This window comes from Ensifer adhaerens, from assembly GCF_013283195.1.
In the GTDB taxonomy this organism is placed as follows: domain Bacteria; phylum Pseudomonadota; class Alphaproteobacteria; order Rhizobiales; family Rhizobiaceae; genus Ensifer; species Ensifer adhaerens_G.
This window is the reverse complement of record NZ_JABEKT010000001.1, coordinates 141,513-160,862: the sequence shown is the minus strand read 5'-3', so window position 1 is coordinate 160,862 and position 19,350 is coordinate 141,513. Positions and strand designations below refer to the sequence as shown.

At 63.0% G+C, this 19,350-nt stretch carries 21 protein-coding genes and 1 riboswitch; of the genes, 11 read left to right on the top strand and 10 right to left on the bottom strand.

Annotated features, from left to right (window positions below; genetic code table 11):
* Positions 1-10: 10 nt before the first annotated feature.
* Positions 11-255, bottom strand: a riboswitch (cobalamin riboswitch).
* Between the two features lie 218 nt (positions 256-473).
* The 3 genes from LPJGGPFB_RS00740 (at position 474) to LPJGGPFB_RS00730 (ending at position 4,777) form a co-directional block, all read left to right on the top strand.
* Positions 474-2,036: an alkaline phosphatase D family protein gene (locus tag LPJGGPFB_RS00740; RefSeq protein ID WP_173418290.1), complete on the top strand. Its 1,563-nt coding sequence runs from the start codon at positions 474-476 to the stop codon at positions 2,034-2,036.
* A gap of 201 nt (positions 2,037-2,237) precedes the next feature.
* Positions 2,238-4,064, top strand: a complete 1,827-nt coding sequence (typA, locus tag LPJGGPFB_RS00735; protein WP_173418289.1) for a translational GTPase TypA — start codon at positions 2,238-2,240, stop codon at positions 4,062-4,064.
* A 206-nt stretch (positions 4,065-4,270) separates the two neighbouring features.
* Positions 4,271-4,777: a GNAT family N-acetyltransferase gene (locus LPJGGPFB_RS00730; RefSeq protein WP_173418288.1), complete on the top strand. Its 507-nt coding sequence runs from the start codon at positions 4,271-4,273 to the stop codon at positions 4,775-4,777.
* A 52-nt stretch (positions 4,778-4,829) separates the two neighbouring features.
* Here the strand turns inward: LPJGGPFB_RS00730 and LPJGGPFB_RS00725 are convergent, their stop codons facing one another.
* Complete coding sequence (locus LPJGGPFB_RS00725) at positions 4,830-5,432, bottom strand: hypothetical protein (RefSeq protein ID WP_173418287.1); 603 nt, start codon at positions 5,430-5,432, stop codon at positions 4,830-4,832.
* A gap of 158 nt (positions 5,433-5,590) precedes the next feature.
* On the opposite strand from LPJGGPFB_RS00725, the gene ppa reads away from it, so the two are divergent.
* A complete protein-coding gene (gene ppa / locus LPJGGPFB_RS00720) occupies positions 5,591-6,127 on the top strand; it encodes an inorganic diphosphatase (RefSeq protein ID WP_077500789.1) in 537 nt (178 codons plus the stop codon).
* A 9-nt stretch (positions 6,128-6,136) separates the two neighbouring features.
* On the opposite strand, the gene LPJGGPFB_RS00715 is transcribed toward ppa, so the two are convergent.
* Positions 6,137-6,454 carry a DUF167 domain-containing protein gene (locus LPJGGPFB_RS00715; protein ID WP_173418286.1) on the bottom strand — a complete coding sequence of 106 codons (318 nt, stop codon included), beginning with the start codon at positions 6,452-6,454 and terminating at the stop codon, positions 6,137-6,139.
* A gap of 4 nt (positions 6,455-6,458) precedes the next feature.
* Positions 6,459-6,752, bottom strand: a complete 294-nt coding sequence (locus LPJGGPFB_RS00710; protein ID WP_025425107.1) for a YggT family protein — start codon at positions 6,750-6,752, stop codon at positions 6,459-6,461.
* Positions 6,753-6,885: 133 nt separating this feature from the next.
* Between LPJGGPFB_RS00710 and LPJGGPFB_RS00705 the strand changes: the two genes are divergently transcribed.
* The gene (locus LPJGGPFB_RS00705; RefSeq protein WP_173418285.1) at positions 6,886-8,127 is read left to right on the top strand and encodes an MFS transporter; all 1,242 of its coding nucleotides are present in this window, start codon (positions 6,886-6,888) and stop codon (positions 8,125-8,127) included.
* Between the two features lie 15 nt (positions 8,128-8,142).
* Here LPJGGPFB_RS00705 and LPJGGPFB_RS00700 read toward each other — a convergent pair whose 3' ends face one another.
* The 6 genes from LPJGGPFB_RS00700 to hemC form a co-directional block, all read right to left on the bottom strand.
* Positions 8,143-8,871, bottom strand: a complete 729-nt coding sequence (locus LPJGGPFB_RS00700; protein ID WP_173418284.1) for a glutamine amidotransferase — start codon at positions 8,869-8,871, stop codon at positions 8,143-8,145.
* Between the two features lies 1 nt (position 8,872).
* On the bottom strand, positions 8,873-9,355 hold the full coding sequence (locus tag LPJGGPFB_RS00695) for a tellurite resistance TerB family protein (protein ID WP_173418283.1): 483 nt from the start codon (positions 9,353-9,355) through the stop codon (positions 8,873-8,875).
* Between the two features lie 27 nt (positions 9,356-9,382).
* The gene (locus LPJGGPFB_RS00690; protein ID WP_173418282.1) at positions 9,383-11,029 is read right to left on the bottom strand and encodes a heme biosynthesis protein HemY; all 1,647 of its coding nucleotides are present in this window, start codon (positions 11,027-11,029) and stop codon (positions 9,383-9,385) included.
* Positions 11,030-11,040: 11 nt separating this feature from the next.
* On the bottom strand, positions 11,041-12,279 hold the full coding sequence (locus tag LPJGGPFB_RS00685) for a COG4223 family protein (protein WP_173418281.1): 1,239 nt from the start codon (positions 12,277-12,279) through the stop codon (positions 11,041-11,043).
* Positions 12,280-12,382: 103 nt separating this feature from the next.
* Positions 12,383-13,093: a uroporphyrinogen-III synthase gene (locus tag LPJGGPFB_RS00680; protein ID WP_173418280.1), complete on the bottom strand. Its 711-nt coding sequence runs from the start codon at positions 13,091-13,093 to the stop codon at positions 12,383-12,385.
* Positions 13,094-13,096: 3 nt separating this feature from the next.
* Complete coding sequence (gene hemC / locus LPJGGPFB_RS00675; RefSeq protein ID WP_173418279.1) at positions 13,097-14,026, bottom strand: hydroxymethylbilane synthase; 930 nt, start codon at positions 14,024-14,026, stop codon at positions 13,097-13,099.
* Between the two features lie 74 nt (positions 14,027-14,100).
* Between hemC and tsaD the strand changes: the two genes are divergently transcribed.
* The 5 genes from tsaD (at position 14,101) to LPJGGPFB_RS00650 (ending at position 17,766) form a co-directional block, all read left to right on the top strand.
* The gene (tsaD, locus tag LPJGGPFB_RS00670) at positions 14,101-15,195 is read left to right on the top strand and encodes a tRNA (adenosine(37)-N6)-threonylcarbamoyltransferase complex transferase subunit TsaD (protein WP_173418278.1); all 1,095 of its coding nucleotides are present in this window, start codon (positions 14,101-14,103) and stop codon (positions 15,193-15,195) included.
* A gap of 31 nt (positions 15,196-15,226) precedes the next feature.
* Entirely contained in the window at positions 15,227-16,216 is a 990-nt protein-coding gene (locus tag LPJGGPFB_RS00665) for an NAD(P)H-dependent glycerol-3-phosphate dehydrogenase (protein ID WP_173418277.1), read from the top strand.
* Positions 16,217-16,295: 79 nt separating this feature from the next.
* Positions 16,296-16,589 (top strand): YciI-like protein, encoded by a 294-nt coding sequence (locus LPJGGPFB_RS00660; RefSeq protein WP_173418276.1) that lies wholly within the window; start codon positions 16,296-16,298, stop codon positions 16,587-16,589.
* A gap of 7 nt (positions 16,590-16,596) precedes the next feature.
* The gene (locus tag LPJGGPFB_RS00655; protein WP_173418275.1) at positions 16,597-17,028 is read left to right on the top strand and encodes an EVE domain-containing protein; all 432 of its coding nucleotides are present in this window, start codon (positions 16,597-16,599) and stop codon (positions 17,026-17,028) included.
* Between the two features lie 66 nt (positions 17,029-17,094).
* Positions 17,095-17,766 carry a class I SAM-dependent methyltransferase gene (locus tag LPJGGPFB_RS00650; RefSeq protein WP_173418274.1) on the top strand — a complete coding sequence of 224 codons (672 nt, stop codon included), beginning with the start codon at positions 17,095-17,097 and terminating at the stop codon, positions 17,764-17,766.
* Positions 17,767-17,992: 226 nt separating this feature from the next.
* Here LPJGGPFB_RS00650 and LPJGGPFB_RS00645 read toward each other — a convergent pair whose 3' ends face one another.
* Positions 17,993-18,646, bottom strand: a complete 654-nt coding sequence (locus LPJGGPFB_RS00645) for a hypothetical protein (RefSeq protein WP_173418273.1) — start codon at positions 18,644-18,646, stop codon at positions 17,993-17,995.
* Positions 18,647-18,952: 306 nt separating this feature from the next.
* Here LPJGGPFB_RS00645 and sdhC point away from each other — a divergent pair, with 306 nt between their 5' ends.
* Entirely contained in the window at positions 18,953-19,348 is a 396-nt protein-coding gene (gene sdhC, locus LPJGGPFB_RS00640; protein ID WP_173418272.1) for a succinate dehydrogenase, cytochrome b556 subunit, read from the top strand.
* The last annotated feature ends 2 nt before the right edge of the window (positions 19,349-19,350 follow it).

Genomic DNA, 19,350 nt, shown 5'->3' with positions numbered 1-19,350 from the left:
CCCGTGACGTTGGATCTTCTGCTTGACGGCAGGTCTCCTGGCTCGCGGATCAAGCGCCTTCCACCTGCCTTCCCGCAACGCGTCTGACGCGATCGCAGTGGCATGGCGCGCTGTCGCGCCACTTGGGTGTCCGGCATTCCGCTTACAGTTGCGGGGGCAGCCACGGTCTCGGTCCCTATTGGGTCGTCCTCACCGTGTTCCCTATTAATCCCCGTTAGAGTCATCCTTCGGGGAACCGTCGGCGCTACCCTTAGTGTTCCAGCCGGCGTTACGTCAAGACGAGAGGTTGTCGAAATGGCGCCGCCGTGAAGGTGCCGGGGCGGCTTACCGTTAAGCGCGGCAAGGCAGACTTTCACCGAATTGTCGCGAAACCGTTCAAATTGTTTCATGCCTCTGTCAACGCGCTGACATGCGGGCAGCCAAAGGTCCGACACGCGAAATCCGCTTTCGCGAGGCTCGAACCGGAGGCTTGTTTGGCCGAAATCCTCACCACGCTGTCCCGTCGTTCCTTTCTTTTATCCGCCGGTGCCGCCGGCCTTGTCGCGTCCTCCGGTCTTGCGACACCGTTTTATGCCCGTGGTTACGGCCGGCCGGAATTCATCCATGGTGTCCAGTCGGGGGATGTCGACACACGCTCCGGCATGGTGTGGACGCGGGTCGACCGGCCGTCGCGGGTAAGCCTGGAGTACTCGACGACCGAAAGCTTTTCCAATCCCGTTCGTCTCGCCGATCTCACCGCGACACCGCAGACGGATTGCGCGGTGAAGTGTTCGCTCGACGATCTCCTGCCCGACCAGGACATCTTCTACCGCTTCACCGCGACCGATCTCTACGACGTCAACCGGGTGTCCGAGCCGGTCATCGGCCGGTTTCGCACAGCACCCTTGCGCAAGCGCTCGATCCGCTTCGTCTGGTCCGGCGACACGGCCGGCCAGGGCTGGGGCATCGACGACGTCGGCATGAAGACCTATTCGACGATGCGTCTGCACGAGCCGGATTTCTTCATCCATTCCGGCGACACTATCTATGCCGACAATCCCATTCCCGACGAGATACCCTTGCGCGACGGCGGGATCTGGAAGAACCGGGTGGTCACGCACGAGAAGCGCGACGTGGCGCGCACGCTGGAAGAATATCGGGGCCAGTGGAAGTACAGCCTGCTCGATGAGCATGTGCGTGAGCTCAACGCCGTCTGTCCGACCTTTTATCAATGGGACGACCACGAGGTTTTGAACAATTGGTCGGCGTCGACGGACCTCAGAGACGATCCGCGCTACCAGGAAAAAGACGTGGCCGTCTATGCGGCCCGCGCCGGCCGGGCGTTCAACGAGATGACGCCGATCCGCAACGTCCCGACCCAGCCCGGCCGCATCTTCCGCAAGATCGCCTACGGTCCGCTGCTCGATGTCTTCTTCGTCGATCTCCGCTCCTATCGCGGTCCCAATCAGGGGGAGGGGGATGGCGGCCTGTTCGGCTGGCGCCAGGCGGACTGGCTGAAACGGGAGCTTGCCGCCTCGCGGGCCGTCTGGAAAGTGATCGCCTGCGACATGCCCATCGGCCTCGTCGTCTGGGACGACTATGCCAACCGGCGCGGCTCCGATGCCATCGCCAACGGCGACAATGGTCCGCCGACCGGACGCGAAACCGAATTCGCAGACCTGCTGCGCTTCATCAGGGACAATGCCATCGACAACCTCGTCTGGCTGACGGCGGACGTGCATTACACCGCTGCGCATCACTACGATCCGTCGCGGGCGGCCTTCAAGGATTTCCTGCCGTTCTGGGAGTTCGTCTCCGGTCCCTTGCATTCCGGAACCTATGGTCCAAAGGAGCTGGACATGACGTTCGGCCCTGATGTCCGCTTCATCAAGGCATCGGGCGGAGGCGTCGACAGCAACCTGCCGCCGTCGGCCGGCCTGCAGTTCTTCGGCATCGTCGATATCAATGGCCAGACGAAGCAGATGACCGTGCGCCTGATGGATCGGCAAGACCAGGAACTGTGGCGCGTGACGCTCGATCCGGCCGCTGTCGCATGACCGTTCTGGCTTTGACTGATCCCTTTCCAGAGCCGGTTGGCGCGACCCTTTCCGGTTGCAAACCCATGGCCTGTCGGGTCTTCGGCGCCGGTCTCTTGCGCACGCCCCCCTTTCGCAATCGCAAAAAAACCTGTATGAGCCCGACCATTGAAAAAGCGGCGTGGCCCATTGGGGCGTGCCCTAAACCTTCCGAGACGAAAAATGAGCATTCGTAACATCGCGATTATCGCGCACGTCGACCATGGGAAAACGACCCTTGTCGACGAGCTTCTGAAGCAGTCGGGCTCGTTCCGCGAAAACCAGCGCGTTGCCGAACGCGTCATGGACTCCAACGACATCGAAAAAGAGCGCGGCATCACCATTCTCGCCAAGGCGACGTCGGTCGAGTGGAAGGGCGTGCGCATCAACATCGTCGACACCCCCGGCCACGCCGACTTCGGCGGCGAAGTCGAGCGCATCCTGTCGATGGTGGACGGCGCCATCGTTCTCGTCGACGCCTCCGAAGGCCCGATGCCGCAGACGAAGTTCGTCGTCGGCAAGGCGCTGAAGGTCGGCCTGAAGCCGATCGTCGCGATCAACAAGATCGACCGCCCGGACGGACGCCACGAAGAAGTCATCAACGAAGTCTTCGACCTCTTTGCAAACCTCGACGCTTCGGACGAGCAGCTCGACTTCCCGATCCTCTACGGTTCGGGCCGCGATGGCTGGATGAACGTCGCGCCGGAAGGTCCGAAGGACCAGGGCATGGCACCGCTCCTCGACCTCGTGCTCAAGCACGTTCCCGAGCCGACGGTTGCCGAAGGCCCGTTCCGCATGATCGGCACGATCCTCGAAGCAAACCCCTTCCTCGGCCGCATCATCACCGGCCGCATCCATTCGGGTTCGCTGAAGCCGAACCAGCCGGTCCGGGTTCTCGGCCAGGACGGCAAGCTGCTTGAAACCGGCCGCATCTCGAAGATCCTCGCTTTCCGCGGCATCGAGCGCCAGCCGATCGAAGAAGCGCATGCAGGTGACATCGTCGCCATCGCCGGCCTGACCAAGGGCACAGTCGCCGACACCTTCTGCGACCCGACGGTCACCGAAGCGCTGACGGCACAGCCGATCGACCCGCCGACCGTCACCATGTCCTTCATCGTCAACGATAGCCCGCTTGCCGGCACCGAAGGCGACAAGGTCACGAGCCGCGTCATCCGCGACCGCCTGTTCAAGGAAGCTGAAGGCAACGTTGCGCTGAAGATCGAGGAATCCTCCGAGAAGGATTCGTTCTTCGTCTCCGGTCGCGGCGAATTGCAGCTCGCAGTTCTGATCGAAACCATGCGTCGTGAAGGCTTCGAACTTGCCGTTTCGCGTCCGCGCGTCGTCATGCACAAGGATGACAACGGTCAGCTGCTCGAGCCGATCGAAGAAGTGGTCATCGACGTCGACGAAGAGCATTCGGGTGTCGTCGTTCAGAAGATGTCCGAGCGCAAGGCCGAGATGGTCGAGCTGCGTCCGTCCGGCGGCAATCGCGTCCGTCTGGTGTTCTTCGCTCCGACCCGTGGCCTGATCGGCTACCAGTCGGAACTCTTGACGGATACGCGCGGCACGGCGGTCATGAACCGCCTGTTCCACGCCTACCAGCCGTACAAGGGCGAGATCGGTGGCCGCGTCAACGGCGTGCTGCTCTCCAACGATGCCGGTGAATCGGTCGCCTATGCCATGTTCAACCTGGAAGACCGCGGCCCGATGATCATCGAAGCCGGCGAAAAGGTCTATGCCGGCATGATCATCGGCATCCACACGCGCGACAACGACCTCGAAGTCAACGTGTTGAAGGGCAAGAAGCTCACCAACATGCGCGCATCGGGCAAGGACGAAGCCGTCAAGCTGACGCCGCCGATCCGCATGACGCTCGAGCGGGCGCTGTCCTGGATCCAGGACGACGAGCTGGTCGAAGTCACGCCGAAGTCGATCCGTCTTCGCAAGATGTACCTCGACTCGAACGACCGCAAGCGCTTCGAGAAGTCGCGCACGGCTGGCGCTGCTTAAGCCCTTCCGACAAAAACCAGCAATTTTCAAAACCCCGGAGCGATCCGGGGTTTTTTGCTGTGTGTGCCAGCGGGGGGCGGCTTGCGGATAAAGTTAAAAAGGCGTTAACCTTCCACAGGATGCCGTTAAAGTTGCCTGTGGGTTAACGCGACGCGGCTCCCGGGCGGGATTCCTGTTCGCCCTGTGTGTGTTTAGAGTCGTGAGTCATGAAGACTGTTTCGATCGAGGTCAGGCCTGGAGAACCGCAAGAGGCGGCGGCAATTGCCGACGTGCATCGCGTTTCATGGCTGCAGACCTATGGCGGCATCATTCCGCACCGCCCGCTGATCCAGATGGTCAATCGTCGAGACGAAGTCTGGTGGCGCAAGGCGACGCGCGGTCCGGCGACTCTGCTGGTCGTGGACGTCGCGGGAACGATTGCCGGCTATGCCACTCTCGGCCTCAGCCGCGCCAAGGCGCTGCCGCAGGAAGGCGAAATCTACGAGATCTACCTGCGTCCGGAATACCAGGGCATCGGCCTTGGGCGGGTTCTGTTCGGCGAAGCCAAGAGCCTGCTGCGCTCGCTCGGCTGCCAGGGACTGGTCGTCTGGTGCCTGGAGGACAGCGATCACGCCTATCAGTTCTTCCAGGGCGCCGGCGGCAGCGATATTGCCGAAGGCATGGAAGATTTCGGTGACAAGCACCTCAAGAAGGTCGGCTTCGCCTGGAACTGACGCCGAAAGCGCAGGGCCTTGGCGGCTCTTGCGATAGCGGAAAATTCCAACATCATTCCGGCAGTTCGTTGTTGGGTTCGGAGGCCTTGTCGCCGCGTTTGCCGTGGAATGCCGCCTGGTCGACGCCACAGCGAAATGTCGGCGCCACCTCGTCGGCAACCTTTCGGGCAATCGTGTTGGGATCAGGGTTGGCGAGCGCATCGACATAGCCGGCGACGCAGCCCTTGCCGTCATGCTTCTCGGCCACCTTGGAAATGACGAGAACCTGCCCTTCCAGCGCGGGGATCGATTCCCCGGTCTTCGGATCCGGGTTTTCGATGATCCAGCGCAGAATTGCCGCGACGGCAGCGCCGCCCTTGGCGACGCGCCATTCCACGATTGTGCCCGCGTGGTTAAAGGGGATGAAGCTCTCGAATGCCCCGTCGAGGTATTCCTTGCCGATATGGCCGAAGGAGAAGCTCTGGCGAACGTCAATCTCCTTGAAGTGGACGGGATAGTCGCCGTAACCCGGGCAGGTCATCAGGGCGTACATGCCCGGCTCCTCGGCGATCGTCTTGCACTTGTCGCGGCTGACGTCGACATAGACGCTGTCATTGGCAATGGCTGATCCGGCAGACAGCAGGACCAGCGACAGGCACGCAATCTTTCCGTTCATCATGACCTCCCTTCGGCAGGATTTGTCGACCTGTCCCGGCCATTCGACCACGACAAAACCACCGGCTGAATCTGCGCTGCGGACGAAAGTTATATTGCATCGCGGCATGTTTCCCTTTATCCGACGGGCAAACGTCCCAACTGACCCTGGAGTAGTCCATGCGCATTGACGCGATTTCCATCGGAAAGAATCCACCAGAAGATGTCAACGTGATCGTTGAGGTTCCCGTTGGTGGCCATCCCATCAAGTACGAGATGGACAAGGAAGCCGGCACGCTCGTCGTCGACCGTTTCCTCTACACGCCGATGCACTATCCGGGGAACTACGGCTTCGTGCCGCACACGCTTTCCGACGATGGCGATCCGATCGACGTCCTGATCTGCAACACCCGTCCGCTCGTTCCGGGCTGCGTCATCAACGTCCGCCCGATCGGCGTGATGATGATGGAAGACAACTCCGGCAAGGACGAAAAGATCATCGCGGTTCCGTCGGGCCACCTGACGCAGCGCTACGACAAGGTGCATGAATACACCGACCTGCCGGAAATCACGCTCAAGCAGATCGAGCACTTCTTCGAGCACTACAAGGATCTGGAGCCCGGCAAGTGGGTCAAGATTTTTGGCTGGAAGGATGCCGCCGTCGCCAAGCAGCTGATCAAGGAAGCTGTCGAGCGCGCCGCGAACGAAAAGAAGTAAGCTTTCGGCTCATTTGCCGGCCAATTCGGCAAGTCGCTCTAAAACATCCTCCGGGTCGGCATCGATCCGGAGGATTTTTTTTCGCTGAGTTTCGCCTGAAATGAAGGAAATGCGGTTCTTGGCGACGCCGATTTCCTTGGCGAGAACGGCGATCAGGGCCTGGTTGGCCTTACCCTTTTCCGGGATGGCGCGCACGCGGACCTTGAGATGGTCCTGCCCGTCGGCGCCACTCTCCACCCCGTCGATCCCGTCGCGTCCGCCGTTCGGTGTCAGCCGGACGGTGACGCGCACGTGATCGCCGTGGGCGGTAAACGCTTGGCTCGTCAATGGATCAGCGCAGCAGCGCCGGCGCGATCGTCGTGTTCAGGAACAGCTGGATGAAATAGAGGATCACCAGCACGACCAGCGGCGAAAGATCGACGCCGCCCATGTTGGGCAGGACCCGGCGGATCGGACGATAGAGCGGCTCGGTCAGCTGGTAGAGCGAGCGGCCGATCATGTTGATCGCCTGGTTGTTCACGTTGATGACGTTGAACGCGTAGAGCCAGGAAAAGATGGCGGACGCGATGATCAGAAACCACGCGATGTTGATAATAAAGTTCAAGGTGCCGATGACAGCAATCATGCCGGTCTCCAAATCGTTATTGACAGACATGTAGACATTGAGACCTAAACGAGCAAGTACGCCGATTTGTCGTGCGCGATCATGTTTAATAGAGGTCGGACAAAGATCGGTACCGTCGAGGAGCGTTTCCCCCATGTCTGCCGTTCATACCACGCACCGCTTCGCCGCCTTCAGGCATGTCGGCTATCGTCGTTATTTCTTCTCGCGCTTCCTCGCCTACTTCGCCATCCAGATCATCTCCGTCGCGGTCGGCTGGCAGATCTACGATCTGACGCGCGATCCGTTCGATCTCGGCTTGATCGGGCTTTTCCAGTTCCTGCCGTCGCTGGTGCTGATCCTCGTCACCGGCTCGGTTGCCGATCGCTACAACCGGCGCATGATCATGGGCATCTGCATGGCCGTCAGCACGCTGTGCGCCATCGCGTTGCTGATGCTGACGGTCACCGGGCTTTTCTCGCCCTGGCCTGTTTATGCGATCCTGATCGTCTTCGGCATCGAGCGGGCGTTTCTCGCGCCCGCTTCCCAGTCGCTCGCACCCAATCTGGTGCCGCCGGAAGACCTGCCCAATGCGATCGCCTGGAATTCGACATCCTGGCAGACGGCGATGATCGTCGGCCCGGTTGCCGGCGGCCTGATCTATGGCTTCGGTTCGGTTGCACCCTATGCTGTCGGCGTCTGCTTCTTCGCGGCGGCGGCGCTGATGGTGTTTGCCATTCCGAAGCCGGCAGCCCGCTCCAAGGCCCCAGTGCAGAGCTGGGAGACGATCACCGCCGGCTTTCGCTACATCAAGGCGGAGAAGGTGGTGCTGGGCGCGATCTCGCTCGATCTCTTCGCAGTGCTGCTCGGTGGCGCCGTTGCGCTGATGCCGGTGTTCGCCCGCGACATCCTTGATCTCGGCCCCTGGGGCCTGGGGCTGCTGCGCGCCGCCCCCGGCGTCGGCGCGGTCGGCATGGCGATCTGGCTGGCCGCCCACCCCATCCGCCACCGTGCGGGCATCCTGATGTTCACCGGCGTTGCGCTGTTCGGTCTCGGCACCATCGTCTTCGGCCTGTCGGCAACGCCGTGGCTGTCGATCGCAGCGCTGGTGATCATGGGCGCTGCCGACATGATCTCGGTCTATGTGCGCGAAATCCTGATCACGCTGTGGACACCGGACGAGCTGCGCGGTCGCGTCAATGCGGTCAACATGGTGTTCGTCGGCGCCTCCAACGAGCTTGGCGAATTCCGTGCGGGCATGATGGCTTCGGGCTTCGGCGCGGTCTTTGCCGTCGCGTTCGGCGGTGCAGGCACGCTGCTGGTGTCAGTGCTCTGGGCGCTCGGCTTCCCGCAACTGCGCAAGATCGACACGCTCGACGTGCCGGAGCATCGTCGCTAGCGGTGGGGTTTGCCGCTATGCGGCGTTTCTGACGCCCGCCTGCAGGAAGATGAGGTCGAGGAAATTCTCCATCCAGGTGCGCAACGGCCCGTCGTGCTGCATGCGCCCGTCGAGATGGGCCTTGCCGATCTGTGCGCCCGGCATTTCAAAGCGATGGGCGCCGTGCACCACCCAGCGATGCATCATGGCGCGCGTCAGCTCGCCATGAAACTGGATGCCCCAGGCGTTGTCGCCATAGCGGAAGGCCTGGTTCGGATAGGTGTTGCCGGTTGCCAGAAGCTCGGCGCCCGCAGGCAGGTCGAAGCCTTCGCGATGGAAATGATAGACCATGTCAGGCCAGTCCATCAGCGCCCGGCCGGCGTCGGTGGCAACCAGTGGATACCAGCCGATCTCCGTCATGCCTTCATGGTGCGGCGCGACCTTGCCGCCGAGATTGCGCGCCAGCATCTGGGCGCCGAGGCAAATGCCGAGATAGGGTTTGTTTTCCTTCAGCGGCACCGACAGCCAGTCGATCTCGCGCCGGACGAAATCCTCCTCGTCGTTGGCGCTCATCGGGCCGCCGAAGATGATCGTGCCGCCATGGTGTTCCAGCGTCGGCGGCAGCTCGTCGCCAAGCGCCGGACGACGGATGTCGAGGGAAAAACCCTTCTGGGTGAGGATCTGGCCGACACGGCCGGCGCTCGATCGCTCCTGGTGCAGGACGATAAGGATGGGCTTCCTGTCGGTTTCGGCGGCTATCGGCATGTCAGCTTTCCTGTCGCGGTTCGCCTTCTTCCGCCGCATCGATTCTTGCCGCAACTTCCCGTCGTTTCAACACCCGGTCCCGGCCGGAAACACCCAAGAGATCGGCGATCCGCCAGATCACGTGGTCTTCCATCTCGCTGCGCTCGCCGTCGGCATAGACAACCTCCCAGAGCATGCCGATCAGTTCGATGCGCTGCTCTTCGGAAAGGTGGCGCTTCACTTCGGCGGTGAACTGATAGAAGTCGATCGCTTCGCTTTCGGCCGACTGGCCTGCCTCGACCAGCGCGTCGAGCGCCGCATCGTCAAGTGCATAGTGCTGCTTGATGATAGTGCGCATCTTGCGCTGTTCGGAGGCAAGGATCTTGCCGTCCGCCTCCATCACCTGAATGCAGAGTGCGATGACCGCCACGCGCGGATCGCCCCTCTCGATCCGTGTCGTCGGGCCGGTCAGGCCCTCGAGAAACGTCCGGAAGCGTTCAAACATGGTTGTGTCCACAGCCCCTTACAAAACTCAGAACAATCGGAAACTGGTCTTTTCCGGCAGCTTCTCGCCGGCAGCCGGTTCCCGCACGCCGGGATCATCGGGGGCACGGCCGAAGAACGGGTCGGCGACCGGCTCGCCATTGGAGGCGCCATCTTTTTCGCGGGGCTTTTCGACGACCGAGGCCGGTTTTCTAGCTTCCGCAACCTTGATCGGCTCCGGGCGCTCCCGCGGAGGTTCGGATACCGCTTCGAAGATCACGGGCGCATCGACAACCTGTTTCGCTGGAGCCGTGCCATGGGGCACCGGATGGTGCTCGGCCAAGACTGGCGGCAAGCTGCGGATCGCTTGATCGGCGTTCAGATGGCCGTCCTCGACCTGTGTGGCAAGCTGCAGCGACGGTGCCTTCCATTCGAATGCATCGAGCCGTCCGCTGATCGGCGAGACCGGCAGCCAGGTCGGCGAGGTCACGCCATCGGCCGTCCAGGCCGGGTCGCGCGGGCTCTTCAGGGCCTGGGCCATCCAGTGGCGGATACGGCCCTCGTCGCCGGTGTCGGCCTCCTCGATATCGGCAAGCAGCAGAAAGATGCTCTCGGTCGGCTCCAGCCGTGCGGCCGCCTCCGCCTTGGTGCGGGCAAGCAGAAGCTCGCGGGCTTCCAGCGCCGCCTCGGCAACGGCGGCCATGGCAACCGCGTTGTTCGGGCGGAGCGATTCGAGTTTTCTCGCGCGCTTCAGCCGGTCGACCGCCGTGTCGCCGCCCCGTGCCCTGACATAAAGGCGCGCGATGTCGGGATGCGGTTCATGCTTCCACGCTTTTTCGAGGATCGATGCGCCTTTGCGCAGGTTGTCCTCGCGAAACAGCGCCTTTGCCGCGATGAGTGCTGCCGGCACAAGGTTTTCGTCTAGCTTGAGCGCTGCAAGCGCGTCATCGCGAGCCGTCTTGGCATCGCCGTCGAGACGGGTCATGGCGCGGGCGGTCAGGAGCACGGCCTTCTTGCGGTCGGCGTCCTTGCGCTCCAGCACGTGAGCGGTCCGGCTCTGGTCGAGGAGGCGCAGTGCGTCGTCCCATTGTCCGGCCTGGCTCTGGCTGTCGAGCGTTGCCAGCGTTGCCCAGGGCAGGTGCGGCGCCTTTTCCGCCGCGCGTTCGGCATATTGGCGGGCCGCTTCGTGGGCGCCCAGGCGCTTGGCCTCGAGATAGAGACCGCGCAGGCCGAGTTCCCGCGTTTCCGGGTCGTCGGCCATCAGTTCGAATTTCTTGCGGGCGTCGTCGTATTTGCCCTCGATCAGGAAGGTCTGGGCTTCGAGCAAGTGGATCAGCGGCTCCTGGTCGGCGCTGATCAGGCCGCGGGTGCGCGCCGTCATCTTGCGCGCCTGGTTGGCGTCGCCGGCACCGGCGGCAATCAGGCCGGTCGACAGCGCCTGGTAACCCCTGTCGCGTTTGCGGGCGCGGAAATAGCGGGTGACGGTGTGCGGCGACAGCCAGATGGTACGCACCAGCCAGATGGCGATCAGCACCGCGGCGACCAGTGAGATCAGCAGAGACGCCGCACGCATCAGGCTCATCTCGATGAGCTGGCCTTGCCAGACGAGCGACAGTTCGCCGGGCCGATCCGCGAGCCACGCGAAGCCGAGGCCGAGGCCGAGCACGATCAGGATGAAGATCAAAATGCGGATCATGTCTGTCTTCCTCAGCCCTGAGTGGCGGTCTTGTTCATCGTTGCAGCGACCGCCGCATCGATGATGCCCTCGACCCGCAGACGCTGGTCAAGCTTGACCTTGAACGCTTCGCCGGCAGTCTTGGCGGCTGCAGGCAGAGCATCCCACTCCAATGCCGCGCCCTTGAGATCGCCGTTGTTCAGCTTGTCCTCGATGCGGGCGACGACGGCTTCCGGCGTCTCTCCTTCGACGCTGCCGACGGGGCGCACGCGAATGCCGGACATGGCGCTGGAAACGAGGCGGTCGAAGATGCCCTCGTTCGGATCCGGTTGATCGAGCGTATCGAGCATCGTATCAGCCGCGGCTGCAAAATCACGCCGAAGGTCGGCCCGCGTTGGCACGCCTGTCGTTGCATCCTGGGCGAGGCCGGTTACTGCCGTCTCGTCCGGCGCGATGCTGCGAAGTGCGTCGAGTTCGGCCAGGAACGGTCCGCCGCGGTCGATCGCGCTCTTGAGCGCCGTCACGGCAACAGCCTTTGCGACCTGGATGTCATTGGCGGGCTCGTTGAGTTTCTGCTCGGCGGTGTCGATGCGGCTTGCCAGTTCGGCCCTCGCCGCCGTCGCGGATTGCTGCGCGTCAGCGAGGCCCGATTTCAGCGCGGCGATCTCCTTGGTCAGGTTCGTCACTTCGGCTTGCAGAGCCGTCACCTCGGCAGCCGGCGCCCCGCTGGCAGCCGGTTGTGCCGCAGTCTGCTCCAGGGCTGCGAGGCGGTTCTCGAGCGGCGCCATGTCGATGGTCGCAGTCGGTGCCTGAATGCCGGCCACCTGGTCGCGCAGCGCCTGGACCTCGCTCGAAAGCGTGAGCTCCGCGGTCGACGCGCCTCGGTCGGGGCCAAGCCCCGGTATATAGCCGGCATATTGCAGTACGCCGAAGCCGGCGAGCGTGACGAGGCCGCCGAGGATACCCGCGGCCAGCGCGCCGGCGCTCGAAGACGGTTTCTGCACCACTGTCGCCTCGGGCGTGCGACTGATATGCGGCGGCTCTTCGGTGAAGACGGCGGCCGCCGCATCGGCGCGCTGCTCCTCGATCTCCTCTTCAAGGCGCGCTTCCGCAGCGCCATCGGCTTCGGGGGGCTCGGTCGGCTCATCGGCAGCTGCTGCGTGGCTCGCGGTTGCCTCGGTGTTTTCAGCCACGGGCTTTTCCGCTTCAAGGTCGATCGTCAGCGGCTCTTTCTCGGCTTTCGAGCGGCGCGGCGGGTTTTCCGATACCATGGTGACCTCCTACCGTTGTTGCCTGTCGGTTCTCGCAACAAACCTAGTCAGGCTGACCGGTGAGGGAAAGCCCCCCTTGTTCCGTTTTTTGATCGAAATAGCATTAGAGGAGGCTGAAAAGGCTTTCCTCGTCGGGTCTTGCGGCGATCTCGACCGGTGCTCCTTCCGGTAGAGCCGCGGCAACCGCGTCACTCAGGCAGAGGTAGCGCGGTGAGAAAGCGGCGGCTTCAAGGCCCACGTCGACCAGCAGCGCTGCGAAGCGCCGCGCCGTGTCGTTGGAATAGAGCAGCACGGCATCTGGCCGACCGGCGGAAAGCAGGCGTGTCAATGCGTCCGGTGGATGGGTAATCGGCTGCATCCGGTAGCATTCGACGGTGACATGATCGATGTGAAGCTGCCGAAGCGTCGCTTCAAATCCTTTGGAGCGGGGGGAGCCTGCGAGATAGAGGAGCGGTCGTTCGGATCGAGAAGGCGTGGCCGCGATCAGCTCCGCAAGGCTCTTTCCGGTGCCTTCTGCCGGGTGGACCTGGGTGAAGCCAAGTGCGCGCGCCGCGCGCGACGTCGCTTCGCCGACGCAAAAACAGGGTTTGGCCTTATGCGGTGTGAGATTGGCCTCAAGTTCGGCCAGCACCCGAACAGCTTCGGCGCTCGTCAGCGCGATCGCGTCATGCGGCGTTTCGAGTGCTGTTCGCGCGGCCTGCGGCAAATGTTGCGCCTGCGCCAGCGGCAGCAACTGGGGCCGGTGACCCAAGCGCTCCAGCCGGCGGGCCGTAGCCTCCGCAGCGGGTTGCGGCCGGGTCACGAGCAGCCGCATGATTCAGATCCAGCTCGAGAAGAAGCCCGGTCCCGCGTCGGCGCGGATCTGTTCGCCGGCCTTTTGCCCAAGTGCCATGGCGTCGGCCGCCTTGCCTTCGATCGTAACCCGGTGATGGGTGCGACCGTCGGGCGTCAGGATCATGCCGGAGAAGCGCAGATGCGTGCCGTCCGAGACCGCCAGGCCGGCGATCGGGGTGCGACAGGAGCCGTCGAGTGTCGCCAGGAAGCCGCGTTCGCAGGCGACCGCTTCATGGGTTCGGGCATCGTCGATGGCCGCGAGCAGGTCGTTGACGCGGCTGTCGCCGATCCTGCTCTCGATACAGATCGCACCTTGTGCCGGTGCCGGCGGAAATTCTTCCGGATCGAGCAGTTCGGTCGGCACGTCTGTCATGCCGAGCCGCTTCAGGCCGGCATAGGCGAGCAGCGTCGCATCGACCTGACCTTCGGAAAGCTTGCGCAGCCGCGTCTCGACCTGGCCGCGATAGGTGATGACATTGATGTCGGGGCGGAGCCTTCGGATCAGTGCCTGGCGGCGCAGCGACGACGAGCCGACTGTCACGCCTTCCGGCAAGTCCATCAGCTTGGGTGCCGTGCGGCCGATGAAGGCGTCGCGGATGTCCTCGCGCGGCAGGAAGGCGGAGAGGAACAGGCCATCAGGCAGTCTGGTCGGCATGTCCTTCGAGGAATGCACGGCGAAATCCAGTTCGCCCGAGAGCAACTGCTGCTCGATTTCCTCGGTGAACAGGCCCTTGCCGCCGATCTCGGCGAGCGATCGATCGGTGATGCGGTCGCCCTTGGTGGACAGGATGACGACCTCGAACATTTCCGGCGACAGACCATGCGCGGCGACAAGGCGATCGCGCGTTTCATGGGCTTGAGCGAGCGCCAGCGGGCTGCCGCGCGTGCCGATCCGGAAAGGTTTTGTTTGCATCAAAGGCTATCCATTGTTACCGGAGTTCCGTGTACCCACCTTTCGGTGCGACCGCAATCTTTGAGTAGTTCCTGATGTCCCCGCCCATGCGCATCCTCGGCATAGAAACAAGCTGCGACGAAACCGCCGCTTCCGTCGTGCTGCGCGACGAAAACGGCAGGGGAAACATACTCGGCGACGTCGTGCTCAGCCAGCTGGAAGAGCATAGCGCCTATGGCGGCGTGGTTCCGGAGATCGCTGCGCGTGCCCATGTCGAGGCGCTCGACACGCTGATCGAGGAGGCGCTCTTACGCGCCGGCGTCACGCTTGACGACATCGATGCCATTGCTGCGACAAGTGGTCCCGGTCTGATCGGCGGGCTGATCGTCGGCTTGATGACCGGCAAGGCGATCGCCCGGGCGACCGGCAAGCCGCTTTATGCCGTCAACCATCTCGAGGGGCATGCGCTCACCGCGCGGCTGACAGATGGTTTGACGTTTCCCTATCTGATGCTGCTCGTCTCGGGCGGTCACACCCAGCTTATCCTGGTCAAGGGCGTCGGCGAGTACGAGCGCTGGGGCACGACGATCGACGACGCGCTCGGTGAAGCCTTCGACAAGACGGCAAAGCTCCTCGGTCTTCCCTATCCCGGCGGCCCTGCCGTCGAGCGCGCGGCGCTCACCGGCAATGCCGAGCGGTTTGATTTTCCGCGGCCGCTGGTGGGCGATGCCAGGCTCGATTTCTCCTTCTCCGGCCTGAAGACAGCGGTGCGGCAGGCGGCCCAGTCGCTGGAGCCGGTGACCGACCAGGATATCGCCGACATTTGCGCCTCCTTCCAGCGCGCGATCTCGCGCACGCTCAAGGATCGGATCGGCCGCGGCTTGAAGCGGTTCAAGACGGATCATGCGTCCGTCGAAAAGCCGGCGCTTGTCGTGGCCGGCGGCGTTGCCGCCAACCAGGTGCTGCGGGCGACGCTCCAGGATCTTTGCAACAAGAACGGCTTCGATTTCATCGCGCCGCCGCTTCAGCTTTGCACTGACAATGCCGCGATGATCGCCTGGGCGGGTGCCGAGCGGTTTGCCGCCGGCTTGCCGGCCGACGGTCTCGATGTCGCGCCACGCTCGCGCTGGCCGCTCGACCAACAGGCGCAGACCTTGCTCGGTTCCGGCAAGCGTGGCGCCAAGGCATGACGGAAATCAGCCAGCGCATGATGGACAGACGATGAACACCAATCCCAAGATCGTGGTGGTCGGCGCCGGTGCCTTCGGCACAGCGCTTGCTGCCGTTGCCGCATCTGCCGACGGCAGCGACGTGACCCTGCTCGCCCGCCGGAAAGAGACGGCCGAAGAATGCCGGCGGACCGGCCGCAACGAGCAGGCGCTTCCCGGCATCGACCTGCCGGCAGGCCTCAAGCACAGCGCCGATGTCGCGGTGCTTGGCGATGCCGAGATCGTGTTGTTCGTCATGCCGTCGCAGGCGCACCGCGAAGCCGCGCGCCAATACGGCCCATCGATCAATGCCGCGGCAACGATCGTCACCTGTGCCAAGGGCATGGAACAGGCAACCGGCCGCCTCCTGACTGACGTGCTTCTGGAGGAATTGCCGGGACACGGTATCGGCGTGCTCTCCGGTCCCGGCTTTGCGGCCGACATTGCCAAGGGCCTGCCGACGGCGATGGTGGTTGCCGCCGCGGAGAATTCCACGGCAACGCTGCTTGCCGAAGCGCTGTCCGGCCCGACCTTCCGTCTTTATCCTTCTGAAGATCGCATCGGCGTTCAGCTCGGCGGCGCGCTGAAGAATGTGCTTGCCATCGCCTGCGGCATCGTCGAGGGCGCCGGGCTCGGCGATAGCGCCCGGGCGGCGCTGATCTCGCGCGGTCTTGCGGAAATGTCCCGCTTCGTCGTCGCCGAAGGCGGCGATGCCGATACGGTTCGCGGTCTCTCGGGCCTCGGCGATTTGGTGTTGACGGCAACCAGCCACCAGTCGCGCAACCTGCGCTTCGGCATCGCGCTCGGCAAGGATGGCCGCGCCAGCGGGCGCCAGGGCGAACTCGTCGAGGGCGCATTTGCCGCCTCGGTGGCCGCCCGTGTCGCTCGCGAGCTCGGCGTCGAGATGCCGATCACCGAGGCGGTTGCCGCGATCATCGACGGCAGGCTCGATGTGCGCACCGCCCTTGAACAATTGATGTCCCGTCCGATCACCCAGGAATGAACCGGTGGGCGGGATGAGGAAAAGTGCCAGTCAGTTTTCCGTTCGCATCCCGCGCCAAACGAAAACCTAAGGAGGAAGCATGCTTTTCGCACTTCAATGCACCGACAAATCAGGCGCGCTGCAGCTTCGGCTCGACACGCGCCCGGATCACGTCGCCTATCTCAACGACCTCAATGCCAAGGGCATCCTGAAGATGGCCGGTCCCTTCCTCGGCGACGACGGCAAGCCGACCGGCAGCCTGGTGATCGTCAAGGCCGAGACGATCGACGATGCGCGCGCTATCGCCGAAGCCGATCCTTATGCCCAGGCCGGCCTGTTCTCCAACGTCGAAATCAAGGCCTTCAACTGGGTCTTCAACAACCCCGAGGCTTGAGACACGAATGGCGTTCTGGCTTTACAAATCCGAGCCCTTCAAGTGGTCCTGGCAGATGCAGAAGGATGCCGGTGCGAAGGGCACCGAGTGGACCGGCGTTCGCAACTATCTCGCGCGCAACAACATGCGGGCGATGCAGATCGGCGACAAGGGCTTCTTTTATCACTCGAACGAGGGGCTCGAAATCGTCGGGATCACCGAGGTCTGCGCGCTGTCGCACCCCGATTCGACCGCCGAGGGCGACGCCCGCTGGGACTGCGTCGACATCCGTGCCGTCCGCGACGTGCCGCGTCCGGTGACGCTGAAGGAAATCAAGGACAACCCCAAGCTTTCCAACATGGCGCTGGTCACCAGCATGCGCCTTTCGGTCCAGCCGGTCACCGAGGACGAGTGGATCGAGGTCTGCCGCATGGCCGGGCTCGATACGCCGCCGCGTTAGCCTTGTTTTCCGCGTGATCCGACCGAAAACCTCTCTCCTCAATTCGGACCACGCACGGAGCATTTCTTGAAGACCGATCCCGAAAGCTTCATCCGCGCCAACACGGGCGTTCTGTCGCCGCCGCATGTACCGGAAGTCCGGCTGCATCTGGCGACGGAAGCGCACGAACTCTGGCTGAAAACGGAAGAGGAGCTGGAGGAGATCGGCCTGCCGCCACCGTTCTGGGCCTTTGCCTGGGCCGGCGGGCAGGGGCTAGCGCGTTACGTCCTCGATCATCCGGAGGTCGTGCGCGGCCGGCACGTCGTCGACTTCGCCTCTGGATCCGGGCTGGTCGCGATCGCTGCGATGAAGGCGGGGGCGGCCTCGGTGCTTGCCGCCGATATCGATCCGTGGGCCGAGACGGCGGTGCGGCTGAATTCAGACCTCAACGGCGTCGAGATCGCCTACACGGCCGACGACATCACCGGCCGCGATCTGGCCGCTGATGTCTACCTCGCCGGTGACGTCTTCTACGACAAATCCTTTGCCGAGCGCCTGCTGCCCTGGTTCACGGCGCTGGTCTCCGGCGGTGCGACTGTCATCGTCGGTGATCCCGGTCGCTCCTATTGTCCGCGCGACCGGATGACGGCGCTCGCGACTTATGAGGTGCCGGTGACAAGGGCGCTTGAGGACAGTGAGGTCAAGCGCACGACAGTCTGGCGGTTCGAGCGACCGAAGGCTGACGCCATAAAGGACTGACAAACGCTTCGGCTGCGTTTTCGTCGATTGTTCGGTAGCGCCTGCGACGATGGCGCGATGATCGGCATCGTGAAGGTGGCGTGGCCACCAGTCCGACGGGTGCCCCCAAGCGTACGGGCGAGCGCTAGAGCGTTTCCGATTTAGACGGAAACACAGAAACGCTCTATCTCTCTGTTTTTACGCATTTCCTGACGGAAAACCGCTCCGCACTTTTCCTGGAAATGCTTTAGCGCCGGATGACGCAGACGCCATGCTCGAAGGCACAGGCGCGATTGAACGTTCTCGGTGACACGACGATGATCTTTGCGCGGTTTACCTTTGGTGGTGGCGCGAACTGCCCGTCGTCATAATAGCGGTAGTTGCCTTCCTGACTGAAATAGATGCCGTTGCCCGGATCGCGATAGGCCGAGATGCCGCCGGCATAGGTGCCGATGCTGCCGATCGTATCGGGAAAGCCGTCGCCGCCGTAGCTGTCCGGGCGGCGATTGTAGCGGTCGCCCGATGTCCAGATCGTGCTCACTGAGCGCTCGCGCGCCCAGCCGTCGCGATAGCGCAGACGCTCGCCATAGTGCCCGGGATACGAACGATATTTGGGAAGACGGATGTGTCGCACGCGGCTATTCACGTCCGGCAGCCCATTCTGCGCAGTCCAATCGTTGCGCGGTATCGAATTGCCGCCGCGCATGGAGCGATAGCCCATGCGGTCGAATTCGTGGCGGCTGAAGGAGCGATGCGAATCGAGCCGGACGTGTCGGCCGCGAGACTGCACTTCCAGTGAGTTACCCCAGTCTCCTGCCTGGACCGGCAGGCAGGCGGTGGCGACAAGAAGGCCCGCAAGTGCTAAAACTTTGGTCGCATGGATCGCTCGAAACAGAAACATTCTGTCCGCCCTCCGCAAAACGCTTAACAAATCGTTAAATGCACTTTGTGGCAATTTCGCCGGAAAGTCACGGATTTGGTTGTGGTTTTCATGCGTATCGTTAATTGGGCACCATGTCTCGGTCGGACCTGAAAATGGCGCTTTTCGTCTAATCGATTAAATTGATTTTGCACTGCAAACACACTTGTCGTTAAGCAATATGGTGATTAAAGGTCCGGAGGACTGAATTGCGCACAATCAGGTGCGATACCGGACTAAAATCGTCCACTTTTTGGGCGGAAATCCGGGCATTTCCGTGAGGTTCCGATGACGGATGTCACAAGAAGCCGGCCGCTGTCGCCGCATCTTCAAATCTATAAACCTATCCCGACGATGGTGATGTCCATTGTGCATCGCATTACCGGCGGCGCGCTCTACTTCGGCACCATTCTCGTTGCTGCCTGGTTGATCGCCGCCGCATCCGGCGAGGCGTCCTACGACTCGGTGAGCTGGCTGTTCGGCACGCTTCTCGGCAAGCTGGTGCTGTTCGGCTATACCTGGGCGCTGGTGCATCATATGCTCGGCGGCCTGCGCCACTTCATGTGGGACCTCGGCTACGGTTACGAGAAGCACTTTGCCACCAAGATGGCAAAAGCAACGATCGTCGGCTCGGTGGCACTGACCGTGCTGATCTGGGTCGTCGGCTATCTCGTGCGGTACTGAGG

Excerpts from the sequence above, each read along its gene's own strand:
- typA (WP_173418289.1), top strand. The coding sequence starts at position 2,238 with ATGAGCATTCGTAACATCGCGATTATCGCGCACGTCGACCATGGGAAA.
- LPJGGPFB_RS00730 (WP_173418288.1), top strand. The coding sequence starts at position 4,271 with ATGAAGACTGTTTCGATCGAGGTCAGGCCTGGAGAACCGCAAGAGGCG.
- LPJGGPFB_RS00725 (WP_173418287.1), bottom strand. The coding sequence starts at position 5,432 with ATGAACGGAAAGATTGCGTGCCTGTCGCTGGTCCTGCTGTCTGCCGGA.
- ppa (WP_077500789.1), top strand. The coding sequence starts at position 5,591 with ATGCGCATTGACGCGATTTCCATCGGAAAGAATCCACCAGAAGATGTC.
- LPJGGPFB_RS00710 (WP_025425107.1), bottom strand. The coding sequence starts at position 6,752 with ATGATTGCTGTCATCGGCACCTTGAACTTTATTATCAACATCGCGTGG.
- LPJGGPFB_RS00705 (WP_173418285.1), top strand. The coding sequence starts at position 6,886 with ATGTCTGCCGTTCATACCACGCACCGCTTCGCCGCCTTCAGGCATGTC.
- LPJGGPFB_RS00700 (WP_173418284.1), bottom strand. The coding sequence starts at position 8,871 with ATGCCGATAGCCGCCGAAACCGACAGGAAGCCCATCCTTATCGTCCTG.
- LPJGGPFB_RS00695 (WP_173418283.1), bottom strand. The coding sequence starts at position 9,355 with ATGTTTGAACGCTTCCGGACGTTTCTCGAGGGCCTGACCGGCCCGACG.
- LPJGGPFB_RS00690 (WP_173418282.1), bottom strand. The coding sequence starts at position 11,029 with ATGATCCGCATTTTGATCTTCATCCTGATCGTGCTCGGCCTCGGCCTC.
- LPJGGPFB_RS00685 (WP_173418281.1), bottom strand. The coding sequence starts at position 12,279 with ATGGTATCGGAAAACCCGCCGCGCCGCTCGAAAGCCGAGAAAGAGCCG.
- LPJGGPFB_RS00680 (WP_173418280.1), bottom strand. The coding sequence starts at position 13,093 with ATGCGGCTGCTCGTGACCCGGCCGCAACCCGCTGCGGAGGCTACGGCC.
- hemC (WP_173418279.1), bottom strand. The coding sequence starts at position 14,026 with ATGCAAACAAAACCTTTCCGGATCGGCACGCGCGGCAGCCCGCTGGCG.
- tsaD (WP_173418278.1), top strand. The coding sequence starts at position 14,101 with ATGTCCCCGCCCATGCGCATCCTCGGCATAGAAACAAGCTGCGACGAA.
- LPJGGPFB_RS00665 (WP_173418277.1), top strand. The coding sequence starts at position 15,227 with ATGAACACCAATCCCAAGATCGTGGTGGTCGGCGCCGGTGCCTTCGGC.
- LPJGGPFB_RS00660 (WP_173418276.1), top strand. The coding sequence starts at position 16,296 with ATGCTTTTCGCACTTCAATGCACCGACAAATCAGGCGCGCTGCAGCTT.
- LPJGGPFB_RS00655 (WP_173418275.1), top strand. The coding sequence starts at position 16,597 with ATGGCGTTCTGGCTTTACAAATCCGAGCCCTTCAAGTGGTCCTGGCAG.
- LPJGGPFB_RS00645 (WP_173418273.1), bottom strand. The coding sequence starts at position 18,646 with ATGTTTCTGTTTCGAGCGATCCATGCGACCAAAGTTTTAGCACTTGCG.
- sdhC (WP_173418272.1), top strand. The coding sequence starts at position 18,953 with ATGACGGATGTCACAAGAAGCCGGCCGCTGTCGCCGCATCTTCAAATC.